Source organism: Shinella zoogloeoides (assembly GCF_033705735.1).
Lineage (GTDB): Bacteria > Pseudomonadota > Alphaproteobacteria > Rhizobiales > Rhizobiaceae > Shinella > Shinella zoogloeoides_A.
The window spans coordinates 1,775,552-1,793,114 of record NZ_CP131131.1 but is presented as its reverse complement, the minus strand read 5'-3'; the positions used below and the strand labels follow the sequence as shown (position 1 = coordinate 1,793,114).

Here is a 17,563-nt window from a genome sequence, read left to right as displayed (position 1 = left end):
CGATGAATTTCTCTCTGGTCTGGGAAGCACGCTGGCTCATCCTCGACAGTTTCGTCGTCACGCTCTACCTGTCCGCCTCCGCGGTTGTCGGGGGGACGGTTGTCGGGATGATCGTCGCGCTGCTGCGGCAATTCGGGCTGCGCCCGCTGAACCTTCTGCTGCGCGCCTATGTCGAGCTGTTCCGCGGAACGCCGCTGCTGATGCAGCTCTTCTTCATCTATTTCGGCCTGCCGCTGGTCAACGTCTCGGTGGACCGCTTCTGGGCGGCCTTCATCGCCTTGACCTGCTTTACCAGCGCCTATGTCGCCGAGGTGTTCCGCTCCGGCATCGAGGCCATCCCGCGCGGACAGTCGGAAGCGGCGACGGCGCTCGGCATGGGCTTCTTCCACCGCTTCTTCTGGATCATCGCGCCTCAGGCATTGCGGGTTTCGCTGCCGCCCCTGATCGGGGTCTATGTCTCGGTGATCAAGGACACCTCGCTTGCGACGGTGGTCGGCTACAACGAACTGACGCGCCGGGCGATGGAGCTGATGCTGCGCTTCGGCCATCCCCTCGAATTCTTCATTACCGTGGCCCTGCTCTATTTCGCGATCTGCTACCCGATCTCGAAGCTCAGCGAGCGGCTCGAACGCAAGCTGACGCCGAGCGCCCGGTGAGCCGCAGGAAAGGATCTGTCCGATGATCGAAGTGAATGGTGTATCCAAGTCCTACGGCAGGCTCGAGGTCCTGAAGGACATTTCGTTGCAGGTCGAGGCGGGGCAGGTCGTGGCGATCGTCGGCCCCAGCGGCTCGGGCAAGAGCACGTTCCTGCGCATGCTCAACGGCCTCGAGAGCTTCAGCGGAGGCTCGATCAAGATCGACGGGCATGACCTTTCCCTGCCGCGCGAGCTGCATCAGGTGCGCAAGGAGGTCGGCATGGTGTTCCAGCAGTTCAACCTCTTCCCGCATCTGACGGTGGGCCGCAACGTGACCATCGCGCAGCGGCTGGTCCTGAAGGAGAGCAAGGCCGCCGCCGAGGAGCGGGCACGCCGCCTTCTCGCACGCGTCGGCCTGCAGGAAAAATGGGCCTCCTACCCGAGCCAGCTTTCCGGCGGACAGCAGCAGCGGGTGGCGATCGCGCGGGCGCTGGCGATGGAGCCGAAGGTCATGCTCTTCGACGAGGCGACCTCCGCGCTCGATCCGGAGCTTGTCGGCGAGGTGCTGGACGTCATGCGCTCGCTGGCGGCTGACGGCATGACCATGCTCGTCGTCACCCACGAGATGGGTTTCGCGCGCAATGTGGCCGACCGCGTCCTCTTCATGGATGCCGGCCGGATCGCCGCCGATGGGCCGCCCGCCCTTATTCTCGACAAACCAAAAGACGAGCGGCTGATCCAGTTCCTTCGCCGTATCGGAAATCACGAACGGCCGGACCACGCGGTGCAGCCGGTCTGAATGAAAGCAGGACGATGTCTTTGAAAAATGCACACCAGTCTTCCGGGGCGGACGAGGCGGCCCTGGTTCCCGTCAGCCCGGGCGGCACATACAGGACCGTCCGCCGCGCGGGCGGGACGGTCTATCTCTCGGGGCAGGGGCCTATGAAGAGCGACGGAACGTTCCACGCCGGCAAGGTCGGAACCGATATCGACATTCCGGAAGCCTACCAGCACGCGCGTCTGGTGGCCCGCCAGATGCTCGCGACGATGGAGGATGCCGGCTTCGATCTCGAGCGTATCGAGGTCGTCAAGGTTTTCGGCATGGTGAATGCCGCCCCCCGTTTCGAGGAGCATCCGGCGGTCATCAACGGCTGCTCCGACTATCTCGTCGAACGGCTGGGCGAGCGCGGCGAACATGCCCGCTCGGCCGTCGGGATGGGCTCGCTGCCGCACAACATGACGGTCGAGATCGAGGCGATCTTCCGCCTTCTCGACTGAACGCACGCATTGGAGGTCTCGCCATGAACCGTAATCACGCCCATCCCCTTCTCGATCATCGCACGAAGGGCATTCCGGGAGGGACCGAACCCTTTCCGCTGGAATCCATCGCGGACAAGAACTGGAATGTCCTGCGCGGCGACCTGCCCTTGCCGCTCGCCATCCTGCACGAGCCGGCCATCGCCAACAACGAGCGATGGATGCGGGAATTCTGCGAGAAGGCGAATGTCTCGCTCGCGCCGCATGGCAAGACGACGATGTGCCCGCAGCTTTTCCGCCGCCAGCTCGATGGCGGCGCCTGGGCGATAACCCTTTCGACCGCCCACCAGGTGCAGGTTGCCCGCGATTTCGGCGTCAATCGCATCCTCGTCGCCAACCAGATCGTCGATCCCCGCTTCCTCGATTTCGTCATGCGGGAGTTGGATGGCGATCCGGGCTTTGATTTTCTTTGCCTGATCGATTCCGAGGAAGGCGCCCATTTCGCCGGCCGCCACATCCGGGGCCTCGGGTCCCGGCGCCGGCTGGGCGTCCTGATCGAGATCGGCGCGATGGGTGGCCGCACGGGCGCGCGCGATCCGGCGCGCATACGCGCCATAGCGGACGTCATCGGAAGCTACGACAGGGAGCTGGAACTGCGCGGCATCGAATCCTTCGAAGGAATCTTCGGCGGGCGGCCGGACGATAATCTCGGAAAGGTCCGCGCCCTGATGGAGTTGACCACGGCCGCTGCGCGCGACCTCGATGCCCGCGGCGCATTCACAGGAGAGGAAATCGTCCTGTCCGCCGGCGGATCTGCCTATTACGACATCGTGGTGGAGCACCTTGGCGCGCTGAAGCTCTCACGACCGACCCGGGTCGTGACCCGCTCCGGCTGCTATATCACGCACGACGCTCTGATGTACCGCGAGCATTTCGCTTCGCTGCAGGCGCGCTCGGAGCGCGTGCGCGCCGTCCCCGGCGAGCTGCGGCCCTCGCTCCAGGTCGTCACCCGGGTACAGTCCATGCCGGAAAAGGGGCTGGCGTTCCTGACGGGCGGCAAGCGCGATCTGTCCTTCGACGTGCACCTGCCGGCGCCAAGCCTCTGGTTCCGGCCCGGCGAGCATCAGGCGCCGGTCGGGCTCGGCGCGGGGCACGAGATTTTTACCCTGGCGGACCAGCATGCCTTCATGCGGGTGCCGGACGACACTCCGCTGCGGGTGGGCGACATGGTGTTCCTCGACATTTCCCATCCCTGCACGACCTTCGACAAATGGGACGTGCTCTACGGTGTCGACGGGAACCACGATGTGAAGACGGCCTACAAGACCTATTTCTGACCGGCTCGGCACGTTGCGCTCCGCCGGGGTTTCGGGCATTGATGCCGCGCTGCCCCGGATGGCGGACGGGAACGCATCGTTTCATCCGCCGGTCCTCGGCAAAACCGTTCTTTGACCAACAGGGAGACTTTCCATGATCAAGCGTATCAAGCCCGGCCAGCGCTTCTGCGGCGCCGTCGTCGTCAACGGCGTCGTCACCACGGCCGGCGTGACCGGCGCGGGCGCCGACACCGTCGCGCAGACCCGCGATATCCTGGCCCAGATCGATGCCCTGCTCGCCGAGGCCGGCACCTCCAAGGCCAAGCTGATCAGCGCCAGCATCTGGCTCCGCGATATCGCCCATTTCGGCCAGATGAACACGGTCTGGGACGAATGGGTCGACAAGGACAACCTGCCGGTCCGCGCCACGGTGGAAGCCCGCCTCGCCGCGCCGGAACTGCTAGTCGAGATCCAGGTGACCGCGCTCGTCTGAGCCGGTTCACGATTGATGCAAGAAGGCCGGGACGCGTGAGGCGGTCCCGGCCTTTTTCGTCAGGAAATGATCAGCGGCTGGCTGTGCAGGTAGCGCGCGACCTTGCGCTTGGCCGCGATGTCGGCCCAGACCAGCTCGACGTCGCTCGCCTTCAGCCCCGTCGCCTCTGCGATCACGTCGGCGGGCACGGCATTTTCAAGACCGTAGAGGCAGATGTCCATCTTGTCGTAGGGCAGGGCGAAGTAGAATTCCTCCTGCGTCTGCGGCAGCGAATAGGTATCGGTGGTCGGCGGGCGGGAGAGGATTTCGGCCGGCACGCCGAGATGGGCGGCGAGCTGGTAGACCTGCGATTTGTAGAGATGGGCGATCGGCTTGATGTCGGCAGCGCCGTCGCCGTTCTTGACGAAGAAGCCTTGGTCGTATTCCAGCCGGTTCGGCGTGCCGAGCACGGCGAAGTTCAGCCGGTCGGCATGGTAGTATTCGAGCTGCTTGCGGGTGCGCTGCTTCATGTTCGTCGCCGCGACGATGCCGAGATACGCGCCGGCGCCGAGGCGCACCTTGCGCGTCTCGCCCTGCGGCGAGCGGACGACCAGCGAGGAGATGTTGTAGCCGCCCGTCGTCATCGGATTGTCGAAGACGATCTTGGAGGCCCAGCCGGTTCCATATTCCGGCACCGCCTCGCGAATGAAGGCATCGCGCCGCTCGTAGCACCCCATCGCCGCAAGCGCCGGCCCGATATCTTCCACGACGCTGTCGATGCCGAAGGTTTCCGCCACGCTCCGCCCGAGCCGCAGGCTCTCCGGATCGGAATCGTTTTCCGGCATGAAGAGCGCGAAGACGTTCTTCGCGCCGAGCGCCCGCACGGCCAGCGCCGCCGAGACAGAGGAATCGATGCCGCCCGAAAGGCCGAGCACGAGGCCGCGCTTGCGCAGGTCGAGGCGCAGCCGTTCGCGCATCCATCCCGTGATGCGCTCCACCTCCGCTTCGGGATCGAGCACCAGCGGGGCGAATGCGGGCCTGTGGGATGTCTGTGCGGTCATGCGATCGATCCTGTGATGGGGGCGGGTTCGGCGGCAAGCCTGCGGCTTGCCTTGCCGGAATCGGTTCTAGGTAGCGACTGCCGGAATTCGACGATCTTCGGGACCATGTGGTCCTCGAGGTTCTGCGCGCAGAAGCGCATGACGTCCCGTTCGGTGAGGGCCGTATCCGAGGCGACGACGAGCGCCTTGACGGCCTGCCCGAGAACGTCGTGGGGAACGCCGACGACGAGGGCTTCGGCAATGCCGGGCATGCGGTGCAGCACGTCTTCCACCGCCTTGGGCGCGACCTTCTCGCCGCGGGACTTGATGATGTCGTCCGTGCGCGAGACGAAGGTGAGATAGCCGTCCGCATCCGCGGTGAAGAGGTCGCCGGTGTGGAGGCGCATCGCGCCGGTCCGCGGATCCGGGCGTAGCGCCTTGCGGGTCGCCGCCTCGTTCCGCCAGTAGCCGCGCATCACGTTCGCGCCGGTGACGACCAGTTCGCCGACGGTGCCGGGGGGAACGGCAACGCCAGCCTCGTCCACGACCTCGGTCCGCACGCCGGGAATGGCGATGCCGACCGAGCTCCGACGGGCGTCGATCTCCCCGGGCGGCAGATAGGCGATGCGGGTGCACTCGGTCTGGCCGTACATGCAGAAGACGCGGACATGCGGCAGGAAGGCGCGCAGCCAGTCGAAATGGGCCGGCGGCAGCGGCGCGGCGGCGCTGGTGATGTAGCGAAGGCTCGCAAAGAGCGAAGGATCGAGGTCCCGCGCCTGCATCATCATCGCGGCCATGGCCGGCACCAGGGCGAACCCGGTGACGCGCTCGTCGCGGATCTTCTCGAAGACCGCCTGCGGGAAGGCGAAGGATTTCTCGATGACCAGCGTCGCACCCGTCAGCATCGCGGTCACGAGCTGGTTGAGCCCGTAGCCGAAGGACATCGGCAGGACGACGAGGAGCGTGTCGGCGGCGGTGTTTTCGAGATAGAAGGCGATGGAGCGGGCCGCGGCATCCATGTTGTCATGGGCGAGCATCACGCCCTTCGGCACGCCGGTCGAGCCCGACGTATAGATCAATGCGGCAAGGTCGCTGTCCGGAAGATCTTGCGCGGGCAATGGCGCCGCGTGCAGCCCGGCCTCGAAGCTGCCCGCCTCTCCCGTCGCGAGGCGCGGCGTATCGGCAAGCTCGGCGACGCCCGCGACGAGCCGTTCGAGCCGCGCCTCGGTTATCACGAAAGCGGGCGTGCAGTCGGCGGCGATCTGCGAAAGGCGGGGGGCCTTCGTCGATGGATTGACCGGACAGATGACGGCGCCCGCCAGCCAGGTGGCGAGGACGGCGACGGCGGCCTGCCAGCCATTGTCGAGCAGGATGAGGACACGGTCGCCGCGACTGACACCCGAGGCCCGGAGTGTCGTTGCCATGCGGGCGGAAAGGTCGAGGAAGCGGTCGTAGCTCAGCCGCAGGTCGCCCGCGACGATGGCGGTCTTCGCCCCGTCCCGTACTGCGCTCTGCCGGAGATATTGCTCGATCCGCATGGCCCGTTTCCGCCCGTCAGGCCGTCTGCTTGAGCGCGATGAAGCCGGCGATCCGCCCGATCGTGTCGAGATTGGCCGGCACGATGTCCGCGTCCGCGACCTTGATGGCGAAGCGCTCCTCGAGGAAGCCGACCAGTTCGAGGATGCCGGTGGAATCGATCAGGTCATTGTCGATCAGTGACAGATCGGCCGGCAGGGGATGGCTCTCGTCGCCGAACAGGAAGTTCTCGACGATGAAGGCGCGGATCGTGGCTTGGGGTTCTGCGGTCATTCTCAGCTTCTTCCGATGCTCGATAGGGGTTGTGACGATTGCGCGGCCGTGCCGTCGCGCAGGAGTTGGGTCGACAGGATGCCGATGAAGGCAGCGTTGTCGCGAAAGCCCGTGGCCTCGCCCTTGAGAACCTTTTCCTTCAGCTTGCCGACCGCCTGCCCATTGAACAGCCCGGCTTCAGTGAGCCGTTCCGGCGCGAGCAGGGTGTCGAGGGCCTTCGCCGCGCCGGCAAAGGCTTCTGCATCGGGCGCGCGGTAGGGCTGCTTGGCGCGGTCGATGATCCGGGCCGGCACGAGGCCGCGGGCGGCCTCCTTGAGGATGTGCTTTTCGCGAAGCCCGCGCAGCTTCGCATCAGGCGAGAGCCCGGCGGCGAAGGACACGACCCGCGGATCGAGGAAGGGGAAGCGCCCTTCGACGGCATTCGCCATCATCACGCGGTCGCCCTGGCTGGAGAGAAGATAGCCGGGCAAGAAGAAGGCGGTTTCCAGATATTGCGCCTGATGCAGCACATGCCAGCGGGAAAAGTCGGGCGGCAGCTGCGCGGCAAGGTCCGCCGCCGCATCGTAGTCGCCGATGGCCTCCTTGAGGGCGGCGGAAAAGAACAGCTTCGCCGCGGCGGTGGAGCGGAAGCGCGGCCGGTGGGAATAAAGCGGATCGTCGAGCGCCTCGGAGCCGAAGGCGAAGAAGCGCGCGAGATAATCCGGCGTCTGCTGCTTCAGGCCCGGCAGGTAGGGATAGAGCCGCTGGAAGAGGCGGGTGCGCCGGGCGGATTGCGGCATGCGGCCGCAAAAGCGCCGGACGCGGGCTTCCCGGAAAATATCGTATCCGGCGAAGATCTCGTCCGCGCCTTCGCCGGTCAGCACGACCTTCATGCCACGCTCGCGCACCCGTGCCGAGAGCAGGTGGAGCGGGACGGGCGCCGTGCGCAGGATGGGGCAGCCGATATGCCGCATGGCATCGGGCATCCGTGCGGCGATTTCGGCGGAAGAGCATTCGACGCTGTCCGCCTCGGCATCGAGCGTGGCGGCCATCTCCCGCTGCCAGTCGCGCTCGTCATGTTCGGCGCTGCGGAATGTCAGCGAGAAGGTCCTGAGGCCGTGCGTCACCGTCCGCGCCGCGAGCGCGGCAACGAGGGAGGAGTCGAGGCCGCCGGAGAGATAGGCGCCCACGGGCACGTCGGCGCGCAGGCGGATGCGCGTGGCATCCTCCAGCAGCGCACGCAGCTCCTCGGCCTGCTCCTCCATCCGGTGCGGCGGAGGTGCGTCGTTCCGGTCGGGATAGGAAAGCCGCCACCAGGGCCGGATCGTGCGCTCGCCGTCCTTCACGATCATCATGTGGCCGGGCGGGAGTTCCGATATGCCGCGATAGGCCGTGCGCGGCGGAATGGGGCACCAGAGCGTGAAGATCTGGTCGAGCGCCACCGGGTCGATCTCGGCCGTCATGCCCGGCAGGGCGAGGAGCGCGCCCGGCTCGGAGGCGAAGAAGAGCGTACCCTCATGCTCGGTATAGAATAGCGGCCGCACGCCCATGCGGTCGCGGGCGAGAACCAGCGTGCGGGTTGCGGCATCGTGCAGCGCGAAAGCGAAGTCGCCGTTGAAATCCGCAAGGCATTCGAGGCCCTTCTGCGCATAAGCAGCGAGCAGCACCTCCGTATCCGACGCGGTGCGGAAACGATGGCCGCGCGCCTTCAGGTCCTCGCGCAGCTCCACATAGTTGAAGATCTCGCCGTTGAAGGAGACGGCGAGCCTGCCGTCCTCGCTGGTCATCGGCTGTGCGCCGTCCTGAAGGCCGACGATGGAAAGGCGGGTATGGGTGAGGCCCGTCTCGCCGCGCAGGAGCGTTCCCTCGGCGTCCGGCCCGCGGTGCCTGAGCGCCGCCACCATGCGGCCGAGGCATTCTGCCGCCTGATCCGGGGCGATGGCATTGCCGTGATATCCCGCTATCCCGCACATCGCCGCTACTCGAAACGGTCGCCGATGAGGCGCGTCCAGCCTTCTCCGACAAGGCCGTTGATGAAGGCCTTTCCGGCCGTCATGGCTTCGAGGAGCGCGGGGTCGCGGGTGTGGACGATCGTTGCGGCGCCGTGGACGAAGGCGCATTTCTTGCCGACCATCGCCGGCAGAAGGGGCGGCAGGGTACGGCCGCGGATGGCAACGAGGCCCCGCTCATAGGCATTGCGGATGAGGCAGTCGATCACCACGGATTCCTGCCCGGGCGCCGCGAGAAGCTGCACCGTGCGGCCGACGCCACCGGCATTGCCGTAATAGAGATAGGCGCCGACCACGGCTCCCGAGCGGGCCTTGACCAGGTGCTGGACACGTTCGCCATGGAACGCCTTGCGCCTGGCATGGCGCAGCATGGCTTCCAGCATCGGCGGCTCCCAGCGCGGGCGCAGGGCGAAGGCCTGGGCGAATTTCAGGAAGGCCGCGATGAACGCATCGTCGCTCGCCGGGACAGCAACGAAGCTGTCCGCCTTGCCGGGAAGCGGTCTGTAGTGAAACCAGACAGGTTTCTCGCGGCGTCGGCAGAGGACGGCATCGGCAAGCCGGGCAAGCGGCCTTGCCGCCCGCGCGAAGGGCAGACGTCCCGCCACCGCCTCCAGCGCGAATGCGGAGGGTTTCAGGATCCGCAGCCATTCCAGGCTGTAGGGACCGAGAACGCTCGCCCGCGCGCCGCGCCACATCTCCGTCGATATCTCGTTCGCGGTTTCGCTGAAGGAAAGGTCTTGCGGGCCGGAGAGAACCTCGCGCAGCAGGCGTGCGCCGGCAAAGGGATCGGGGTCCCTGTCGTCGCTGACGAAGGAGCCGCAATTGGCCGCCAGCAGGCGGCGCCCTTCGAATTCCATTTCCACCGGCAGGACGCCGAGGAAAGCCGCGACCGTGCCATCGTCGCGGACATGCACGCGTGAGGTCAGGCCGGTGCGAAGGCTTTCGTTATTGAGGAAAAGCGTGCCGAGATAGGATTTCAGGTCGGCGCTTGCCGGGGCGTCGGTCTTGCGCAGCAGGCGCTGGAAAAGGTCCGCGACCGTCCCGATGTCCCCCGCCTCAAATGATCGTACGCTCGACATTGCAATCCACCCGGAGGTCGTCCCGTCCGGTTCCCCGCAGACGGCAGACGCCACGAGCCTGCTTACGGGAGACGGATGAAGAAAAGGTCAAGGAACGACGGTGCTGGCCCGGCAAAGGCGGGTTCCGAGGCGTTGCGGGCGCTCGAAAGCTGTTTATCGTAAAGACTGTTCTAATGTCCGGGGAACCGCAGGGCTATCGCATATGGAGTTCGACGCTGCCGTTCCTCCCTTGAATTGGGGCAACAATTGGGGCAACGGCTTTCTTCATATCCGATTGCCGTCCGGGAAACGGGGAACCATGCGGCATGCCGCCGCTTGCGCCTTGTTTTGGCGCGATTCCCCGCACAAAAGGCTGTTACTCTCACCCGAATGCTTTAGAACACGAGCGATGTTGACCCGCCTTATTCGTATCGGCGCCTGGCTTGGCCTTGCCGCCATCCTCTTCGTGACGGTCTCGCCGATCGGCTATCGGCCGCATGACGTGGTTTCCACCGATTTCGACCGGGCGGCCGCCTATGCGGTCCTGTCGGGACTGTTCGTCTTCGCCTATCCGCGCCACCGCCTTGCAGTCGCCGCGCTGGTGGTGCTGGTGGCGGTCGGGGCGGAGCTGTTCCAGTTCATCTCACCGACACGGCACCCGCACCTTGCCGACGCGGCGGTGAAGGCCGCGGGCGGCATCGGCGGATTGTTCGCGGGCAGCCTGCTGCATTCGGGCATGGCGCAATTGTTTTCCGGTGCAAGCAAAAAGCCGATGGCTCCTGCAGAGGAGCGCCGCTCCGTCTCCTGACCGGCGCTCCCGGTTTCCCTCAGCCCTGCGGCGGCCGCCAGTCGGCGGAGGGGATGGTGTTAATCATCCAGGGCACGCCGAACCGGTCGACCAGCGAACCGAAGCCGGGTGACCAGAATGTCTCGCCGAAGGGCATGGCGGGCCGGCCGCCCTCGCAGAGCTGATCGTACCAGCGCTTCGCCTCCGTCTTGTCTGTGGTGTGCAGCGTGACGTCGAAGCCGTTCTTGGGCTTTTCGATATTCGGCGCCCAGGCGGCATCCATGTCCGCGCCCATCAACGCCTGATCGCCGACTTCCAGCCAGCAATGCATCAGCCAGTCCTTGTATTTCGGATCGCTGATCGGCATGCCGGGCGGTCCCTCGCCATAGGGAAAGGCGGCGGTGATCCTGCCGCCGAGAACCTTGGCATAGAACTCGAATGCCTCCCGGCACTGTCCCTGAAAACTCAGGCTGGTCACGATCTTCATGGTCGGCTCCTCCTTCTCCTCGTTGCCCGCATGCTGCCGCATGGGGCGGGTTCGCCAATGAATTGATATCAACGTAAATAGTCCGGCAAGTCAACCCGCGGCCGGTCTGTCTCTCATTTGCGGCAACGCCGGCGATGCGACGGGCGGATACGGCCTCCGCCAAAACGCCGATGCCGCCCGATGATCACCGGGCGGCACCGCATGTGGAGAGAAGCGTCCGTCAGCCTGCGGCGAAGGGCACGGTGACGAAGGTCTGTGCATCCTGGCGCTGGACGAGCAGCAGCACGGCCTTGCGGCCGGCCTTGCCGGCCTGCGCGACGGCGGCCTTCGCTTCCCGGGCGGAATGGACGGACTTCTGGTTGACCGAGAGAATGACGTCGCCCGGCTGGAGGCCGGCATCGGCGGCCGGCTTGTCCGGGTTGACGCCTTCGACGATCGCGCCCGTCTCGCTTTCCGGCAGGCCGAGCGAATCGCGCACGTCCGGCGTCAGGTCGCCGAGCTGGACGCCGAGGGTCGGTACGCCCTGGGCGCCGGGAAGGCCGGGCTGGCTGCCGGTATCGGCGCTTGCCTGCTTGTCCGTATCGTCATTGTTGCCGACCGTGATCGACAGGTCCTTGTTGCCGCCGTCGCGCCAGACCGTCAGGCTTTCCTTCGCGCCGGGCGAAAGATCGGCCACCATGCGCGACAGTTCGTGCGGCGAGTTCACCGCCTTGCCGGCCAGCGCCGTGATGACGTCGCCCGACTTTATGCCGGCCTTGGCGGCGGGGGTGCCGTCATCGACCCGGGCCACGAGGGCGCCGACCGGCTTGGCAAGACCGATGGCATCGGCGATGTCGGAGGTCACGGGCTGGATCTGCACGCCGATGAAGCCATGCGCGATGGAGCCGTCCTTCATCAGCTTGGCCACGATACCCTGAGCCTGGTCGGAAGGAATGGCGAAGCCGACGCCGACGCTGCCGCCGTTCGGCGAATAGATCGCGGTGTTGATGCCGACCACCTTGCCGTCGAGGCCGACGAGCGGGCCGCCGGAATTGCCGTGATTGATCGGCGCGTCGATCTGGATGAAGTCGTCATAGGGCCCGCTATGCAGGTCGCGGCCGCGGGCCGAGACGATGCCGGCCGTCACCGTCGTACCGATGCCGAAGGGGTTGCCGATGGCGAGGATCGGGTCGCCCGCCCGCAGCTTGTCGGAATCGCCCCAGCCGATGGTGGCGAGCGGCTTGCCGCTGTCGATCTTGATTACAGCAAGGTCGGACTTCGAATCCGTGCCGACGAGCTTGGCCGGCAGTTCCGTGCCGTCGTCGAGCGTCACCTTGATCGTGGTCGCCTTGTCGATGACGTGGTTGTTGGTGACGATATAGCCGTCGCTGGTCAGCACGAAGCCGGAGCCGAGCGCTGCGGCCCGTTCGGCCGGGCGCTGCTGCGGCAGGGGGATCTGGCGTTCGCCGAAGAAGTCGCGGAACTGCTGGTCGAAGGGTGAATCGCCGCCGAACGGCGAGGCCCCGTCCTGCGAGGACGTGTTCTCCACCTTCAGCGTCGTCATGATGGTGACGACGGCCGGTTTGTCGGCCGCCACGATCGGCGCGAAGGAGCCCTGGGTGAGGGCGGCGTTGAAGGTTTCCGGCGCCGCTGCTGCATGGGCGGGCCTGGCGCCGGCAAGGCTGGAGGCTGCCACCGGCACCACCAGCAGGGCAACGCCGAGAAGCGCTGCGACACGATGCTTTTCAAGAATCCTGGTCATGGTCGTCTTCCTTTTGTCAGCGCCGCAATGCCCGTGGTGCCGGCATCTGGCGCGCGAAACCGACGGCAGCGAGGGCGGCCGGTTGCGTGTTCATGGGTTCGGGATTTTCAGAGGGGCGGAGCGCCAGCGTGACGCCCGGCCCGCTCCTTGGCCGCGGCCGAGAGAGGCGGCGGCCGGCTATCCGGCGGGCCGAATGTCGCCCGCCGGCAGAATGGTCAGCTCATCCGGACGATATCGCGATCGAGCTTGTGGATATCCTGCTGCAGGTGTTGGTAGCTCGCCCGCGGGAGGCCGCCGCCGTGCATGTCGGCAACCGTCATCGCGCGGCTGCGAATGGCACCGACCTCGCCTTCCAGCCGGCGATAGGCGCTGGCCGAAAGCCTGTGCATGGCTTCATCCTGGCGGATGGACTGCTGCGCGGAGCCGAGTTCGCCCAGCACCCGGTCGAGGCGGACATGGCGAACCATGAGGGGCATGCCGGGCCGGGTGTCGTTCATGCTCGGCGTTCCGGGATGATGACCCTCGTGGTGGGATGAAGGGTTTGCGGCGAGGGCGCCGCCGGCGGCGAGCGAAAGAACGAAGGTTGCGACTGTGATGGTTTTGAGTGTCGAGCGCATGATGCGTCTCCTGAATGGTGGGGAAGACATGTCCTTCCCGCCGGCTGTCCGATGTCGTCGCGTCGTGGGTTCCATCTCCCACCGGCGGCATCCAGCCTGACATCATCTATAGGCCCGCCGGGCCGCCAAGGTCATGTTACAATTAAATAAAGTTCCGATGGGCCGATTTGCCAAATTATTGCCCGGATCGGCGAGATCGCCTTGAGTGTCAGGTGATTTTTATTTTAATAAATCAGCGGCTTGAAAGAAATCGGCGAGACCGCGCAGCGCCGCGCGATCCCGCCGAACATGACAGGGCTGTAATTTTCGCGGCAACGCCACCTATTTCGCGAGACGCTGCTTGAGGCCGGCGATGATGCGTTCGGCCAGCGCGTCGTAGTCTCCGTCGAAATGGTGGCCGCCGTCGATGCTGATCGATTCCACGCCGGAGGCCTTCAGCGTCGGGCAGGGATCGTCGTCCTCGTCCGCGCCGTAGATGCACTGCACGCGCTTGGGATCGATCTTGGCGATGTCCTTGACCGGATCCCCGCCCGCCCCTTCGCCGGCGACGCCGAGCCAGCCGGACACGGAAATCTCGTAATCCACCTGATGCGACAGCGCCATGAGCGTGAGCTGCGGCACGCGCGCCTTGTCTTCCGGCGAAAGCAGGTTGTAGGTGGCGGGCAGGATGTCGGCGCCGAAGGAATAGCCGATGAGCACGACATGCTCCACGTTCCACTCGTTGCGGAAGGCCTCGATGATGCGCGCCAGGTCGTCCGCCGTTTCCTGCGGCTTGCGCTCGGACCAGAAGTAGCGCAGCGAATCCACCCCGACGACCGGAATACCGCGCTGCTGCAGCGCGCCCGCCACCTGCTTGTCGATATCGCGCCAGCCGCCGTCGCCGGAATAGACCACGGCCATCGTGTCATAGGCGGGCTTGGCCTTGAGGATATCGAGCGGCAGGCCGAGCGGGGAATCCGTGTCGCCGGCCGCATCCATCCGGTCGGCGAGCGCCTGCGCCAGCGCATCCGCCGGCGCGCCGTCCGCATCGCGTATGTCGATATCGTCATGGGCGGCCTTGAGCGCCGCGACATGGTCGCGGCCGTCCTTCGGCGCCTTGTCGGTGAGAAGCACGGTGACGGCGGCGGGAAGCGGCCCGTCGGTCAGGCCGTAGATCGTGCGGCCGTTCGCCTTGGTCTTGGAGGCGGGCGTGCAGAGAACCTTGTCGAGCGGGATCCCGGCTTCGGGATCGACCACCACGGCCTCGTCGATGGTGGCCGCGGGGCTTTGCGCGATCATGGCGAGCGCCAGCGCGCCGCCCTCGCCGATGCCCGCAAGAACGGGCGGGTTGTAACTCGTCGCGCCGCCCGCGCGCTGCACCTGGTGGGCGAGCGATTCGACGTCGGAGATCATGTAGACACAGTCACCATCGTCGGCCGCGAGGGTCTTCATATAGGCGGGGAAATCGATGCCGACGACGGCCGCGCCCTTCTCCACGAGGGCGGCCGCCTGCTTCTCCTCGTCGTCGCCCCACCCGGCGGCGCCGGAAATCAGGAAGACGCTCGCGTCCGGTGCGCCATCCGGCATGAAGATGTGGCCGGGCGGGATCATGCCGGTCGTGAACGTGCGGGGTGCATCCTGCGCCGCAGCAGCCAGCGGCAGGAGGCTGGCGATGAGGCCGGCCGCTGCAAGAGAATGAAGTAGGCTCATTTGGCAATCACTCCTTTGACGCCGCCGCCGATGAGGAAGGTCACGTCCATCAGCGCCAAGGCCGCCCCCGTGCCGTTCGTCACCGCAAGATAGCGCGGTTCCCAGCGGGGATGGAACTTGGATTTGAAGGCGCGCAGGCCCTTGAAATTGTAGAACCGCTCGCCGTGCTCGAAGAGCGTGCCGCCGACCCGGTCCCAGACGGGGGCGGCCTCGCGCCGCGCCATGCCGGAAAGCGGCGCCATGCCGAGGTTGAACTGCCGGTAGCCTTCGCCGCGCAGATAGTCGAGGATGCTGGCGAAAAGGAAATCCATCGTGCCCTTGGGCGCGTCGGGCGCAAAGCGCATAAGGTCGACGGTCGCTTCCGCCCTGGTGTCCGTCACCATCAGCGTGGCGAAGGCGACGATGCGATCCTCGATCCGCACGACGGCGACCGGCTGGGAAAGCACGTAGCCTTCCTCGAAGGCGCCGAGTGAGAAGGTTTTCTCCTTGGCATTGTGGTGGGCGAGCCAGCTGTCGGAGACCGCCCGCAGCTCCGGCAGGATGGCGGCGACCTCGTCGGGCTGGGCGACGGAGAAGGCTAGCCCGTCGCGCGCGCCACGGCTGTAGGACTGCCGCAGGTTGGCGAAACGGCTTCCCTTCATCTCGAAACTGGCAAGATCGATGATCGCAAGCTCGCCGAGCTTGAAGGCCCTGAGTCCCACATCGGCGCAGGCTGCAAGCAGCGCGGGGGAGATCTGGTAGAAGGCCGCCCGCCCGCCGCCGGCCCGCGCCGCGCCGACGAACTGCCAGACCAGTTCGGCGAATTCGTCCTCGACCCCGACGGGGTCGGCGAACGCGATCCACGAGCGGCCATGGATGCCGTACATGATGAAGGATCGGCCGGACGCGGAAAACAGCAGCCGCTTGTCGCCGGTGCGCACGAGATTGGCGTCGGCCATGTCCTGCGCCATCGTGATCGCGACCGCCTGTTCCAGCTCGGCGGCGGTGGCACCTTCCGTGCGGAAATGCGCCGGCCGCAGCAGGCTGAACAGGGCCAGCGCCGAGGCGACGATGGCAAGGGCGAGGAGGGCGCGCAGGCCGCGCGGCGCTTCTTCCGAAAATTCGAACTGCCACCAGAGCTCGTGCGCATATTCCGTATCGCGGTAGACGAAGAGCAGGATGACGAAGGCGGTGGCGAGGATGACGCCGATCGCGGCCAGCCAGGAGGGGCCGAGGGCCTGGCGCAGCAGCGAGCTGTGCCGGTCGAAGGCGCGGGCATTGGCGATGAGCGCGACGATGAAAAGCGCAAGCAGCCCCGCTTCCACGACGGCGATGCCCTTGAGGAAGGCGAAGGCGAAGGCGACGCATGCGCCGCCGAGCGCCACCAGCCACGCCCCGTCCAGCCGCTGGCCGAGGCCGCGGGCGGCGACGATCAGCAGCAGGCCGAGCAGGCTCGACAGGAAATGCGCCCCTTCGACGATCGGGAGCGGCAGGTAGTTGGAGAGGAAATCGAGATTGGAATCGGGCGTCGGAACGACGCTCGAGAAGATCAGCATGGTGCCGAGCACCAGCGACAGGGTGGCGATCAGCGTGGGGGCGAGCTTGCCTGCGAGCTGTGCCGCTTCCGCGACGCCCGGCCTCAGCACGAAATGCCGCGTCTCGGTGATCAGCAGCAGGACGGTGGCGAGCAGCAGCGGCAGGATATAGTAGATCAGCCGGTAGAGCACGAGGCTGCCAAGCAGCTGGTCGATGCCGATCGCGTTGGAAAGGCCCGCCATGATGACGGCCTCGAACACGCCGAGGCCGGCCGGGACATGGCTGAGCACGCCGAAGCCGATGGCCACCGCATAGACCGCAAGGAAGGTCGGCCAGCCGACATGGGTATCCGGCAGGAGGACATAAAGCACGGATGCGGCGGCGGCGATGTCGAGCGCCGAAACGAGGAACTGCCGCGACGTCGTGCGGCTGTCCGGCAGGCGCAGGGTCAGGCCTTTGAAGGAAAGGACATGGCCGTTTCGGCCGATATAGAACACCGTGACGAGCGCGACGAGGATGACGACGGAAATGGCGCGCAGCCAGAGCGCGTCGATGCCGAGGATACCGGCGACGCGCGGGGCGACGGCAAGGGTCGCAAGCGCGCTGACCGAAAGAAGGCCGAGGCCGAAGGACAGCGTGACGAAGGCGATGATGCGCGCGATATCGCCCGGCAGGAGGCCGAGGCGGGAATAGGCGCGGAAGCGGATCGCGCCGCCGCTGAGCGGCCCGAAGCCCACCGTGTTGCCGACGGCATAGGCCATGAAGGCCGTTACGGCGATGGCGGGAAACGGCTTCCTGCGGCCGATGTAATCCAGCGCGTTGGAATCGTAGAAGATCAGCGCGAGGAAGCTGAGCCCGGTGAAGAGCGCCGCAAGCGCGATGGCGCTCCAAGACGTCGCGGAAAGCGCCGCCAGAACCTCGTCGTAACGCACCTCGGCCGTCAGCCGGTAGACCCCGACCGCCACCAGCACGAAGACCAGAAGGCTCGCCAGGCCGAGAATGTAGAGCCTGTATGTCAGAAACGACCGGACGAGCCAGGATGCCCGATCCTCGGTGATCACGCTATTTTCGTCTGACATGAATGCGACCCGTGCTGCAGCAACGGGCGCATGTTATCCGCAGATGTGGCAAATATCGGACATATTTTGCGGA

General features: G+C 66.2%; 16 protein-coding genes. 6 read left to right on the top strand and 10 right to left on the bottom strand.

Annotated features, from left to right (window positions below; genetic code table 11):
- The first annotated feature begins 2 nt into the window (after positions 1–2).
- From ShzoTeo12_RS26005 to ShzoTeo12_RS25985, 5 genes are all read left to right on the top strand, one after another.
- On the top strand, positions 3–656 hold the full coding sequence (locus tag ShzoTeo12_RS26005) for an amino acid ABC transporter permease (RefSeq protein ID WP_318913094.1): 654 nt from the start codon (positions 3–5) through the stop codon (positions 654–656).
- Positions 657–678: 22 nt separating this feature from the next.
- Positions 679–1,434 (top strand): amino acid ABC transporter ATP-binding protein, encoded by a 756-nt coding sequence (locus ShzoTeo12_RS26000; protein WP_318913093.1) that lies wholly within the window; start codon positions 679–681, stop codon positions 1,432–1,434.
- Positions 1,435–1,448: 14 nt separating this feature from the next.
- Positions 1,449–1,913 (top strand): RidA family protein, encoded by a 465-nt coding sequence (locus ShzoTeo12_RS25995; protein WP_119255328.1) that lies wholly within the window; start codon positions 1,449–1,451, stop codon positions 1,911–1,913.
- A 23-nt stretch (positions 1,914–1,936) separates the two neighbouring features.
- On the top strand, positions 1,937–3,229 hold the full coding sequence (locus ShzoTeo12_RS25990) for an amino acid deaminase (RefSeq protein WP_318913091.1): 1,293 nt from the start codon (positions 1,937–1,939) through the stop codon (positions 3,227–3,229).
- A gap of 133 nt (positions 3,230–3,362) precedes the next feature.
- A complete protein-coding gene (locus ShzoTeo12_RS25985; protein ID WP_119255326.1) occupies positions 3,363–3,701 on the top strand; it encodes a RidA family protein in 339 nt (112 codons plus the stop codon).
- A gap of 59 nt (positions 3,702–3,760) precedes the next feature.
- Here ShzoTeo12_RS25985 and nadE read toward each other — a convergent pair whose 3' ends face one another.
- Genes nadE through ShzoTeo12_RS25960 form a run of 5 tightly spaced genes read right to left on the bottom strand, consistent with a single transcriptional unit; the run spans position 3,761 to position 9,596 of the window.
- Complete coding sequence (nadE, locus tag ShzoTeo12_RS25980) at positions 3,761–4,741, bottom strand: NAD(+) synthase (RefSeq protein WP_318913089.1); 981 nt, start codon at positions 4,739–4,741, stop codon at positions 3,761–3,763.
- Positions 4,738–6,258 carry a class I adenylate-forming enzyme family protein gene (locus ShzoTeo12_RS25975; RefSeq protein ID WP_318913088.1) on the bottom strand — a complete coding sequence of 507 codons (1,521 nt, stop codon included), beginning with the start codon at positions 6,256–6,258 and terminating at the stop codon, positions 4,738–4,740. Before ShzoTeo12_RS25975 ends, nadE begins: the two co-directional genes overlap by 4 nt.
- A gap of 16 nt (positions 6,259–6,274) precedes the next feature.
- Positions 6,275–6,529 carry an acyl carrier protein gene (locus ShzoTeo12_RS25970; protein WP_318913087.1) on the bottom strand — a complete coding sequence of 85 codons (255 nt, stop codon included), beginning with the start codon at positions 6,527–6,529 and terminating at the stop codon, positions 6,275–6,277.
- A 2-nt stretch (positions 6,530–6,531) separates the two neighbouring features.
- On the bottom strand, positions 6,532–8,481 hold the full coding sequence (asnB, locus tag ShzoTeo12_RS25965) for an asparagine synthase (glutamine-hydrolyzing) (RefSeq protein WP_318913086.1): 1,950 nt from the start codon (positions 8,479–8,481) through the stop codon (positions 6,532–6,534).
- 5 nt (positions 8,482–8,486) lie between these two features.
- Entirely contained in the window at positions 8,487–9,596 is a 1,110-nt protein-coding gene (locus tag ShzoTeo12_RS25960) for a hypothetical protein (protein WP_318913084.1), read from the bottom strand.
- Positions 9,597–9,984: 388 nt separating this feature from the next.
- Here ShzoTeo12_RS25960 and ShzoTeo12_RS25955 point away from each other — a divergent pair, with 388 nt between their 5' ends.
- A complete protein-coding gene (locus ShzoTeo12_RS25955) occupies positions 9,985–10,383 on the top strand; it encodes a hypothetical protein (protein WP_318913083.1) in 399 nt (132 codons plus the stop codon).
- 19 nt (positions 10,384–10,402) lie between these two features.
- Here the strand turns inward: ShzoTeo12_RS25955 and ShzoTeo12_RS25950 are convergent, their stop codons facing one another.
- The 5 genes from ShzoTeo12_RS25950 to mprF all read right to left on the bottom strand — a co-directional run bounded on the left by ShzoTeo12_RS25950 (position 10,403) and on the right by mprF (position 17,490).
- A complete protein-coding gene (locus ShzoTeo12_RS25950) occupies positions 10,403–10,849 on the bottom strand; it encodes a VOC family protein (protein ID WP_119255476.1) in 447 nt (148 codons plus the stop codon).
- A gap of 220 nt (positions 10,850–11,069) precedes the next feature.
- A complete protein-coding gene (locus ShzoTeo12_RS25945; RefSeq protein ID WP_318913082.1) occupies positions 11,070–12,590 on the bottom strand; it encodes a DegQ family serine endoprotease in 1,521 nt (506 codons plus the stop codon).
- Between the two features lie 215 nt (positions 12,591–12,805).
- Positions 12,806–13,207 (bottom strand): hypothetical protein, encoded by a 402-nt coding sequence (locus tag ShzoTeo12_RS25940; protein WP_318913081.1) that lies wholly within the window; start codon positions 13,205–13,207, stop codon positions 12,806–12,808.
- 321 nt (positions 13,208–13,528) lie between these two features.
- Positions 13,529–14,896 carry an AcvB/VirJ family lysyl-phosphatidylglycerol hydrolase gene (locus ShzoTeo12_RS25935; RefSeq protein ID WP_318913080.1) on the bottom strand — a complete coding sequence of 456 codons (1,368 nt, stop codon included), beginning with the start codon at positions 14,894–14,896 and terminating at the stop codon, positions 13,529–13,531.
- Positions 14,893–17,490 (bottom strand): bifunctional lysylphosphatidylglycerol flippase/synthetase MprF, encoded by a 2,598-nt coding sequence (mprF, locus tag ShzoTeo12_RS25930; protein ID WP_318913079.1) that lies wholly within the window; start codon positions 17,488–17,490, stop codon positions 14,893–14,895. The genes ShzoTeo12_RS25935 and mprF overlap by 4 nt, the downstream gene beginning before the upstream one ends.
- Positions 17,491–17,563: the final 73 nt, after the last annotated feature.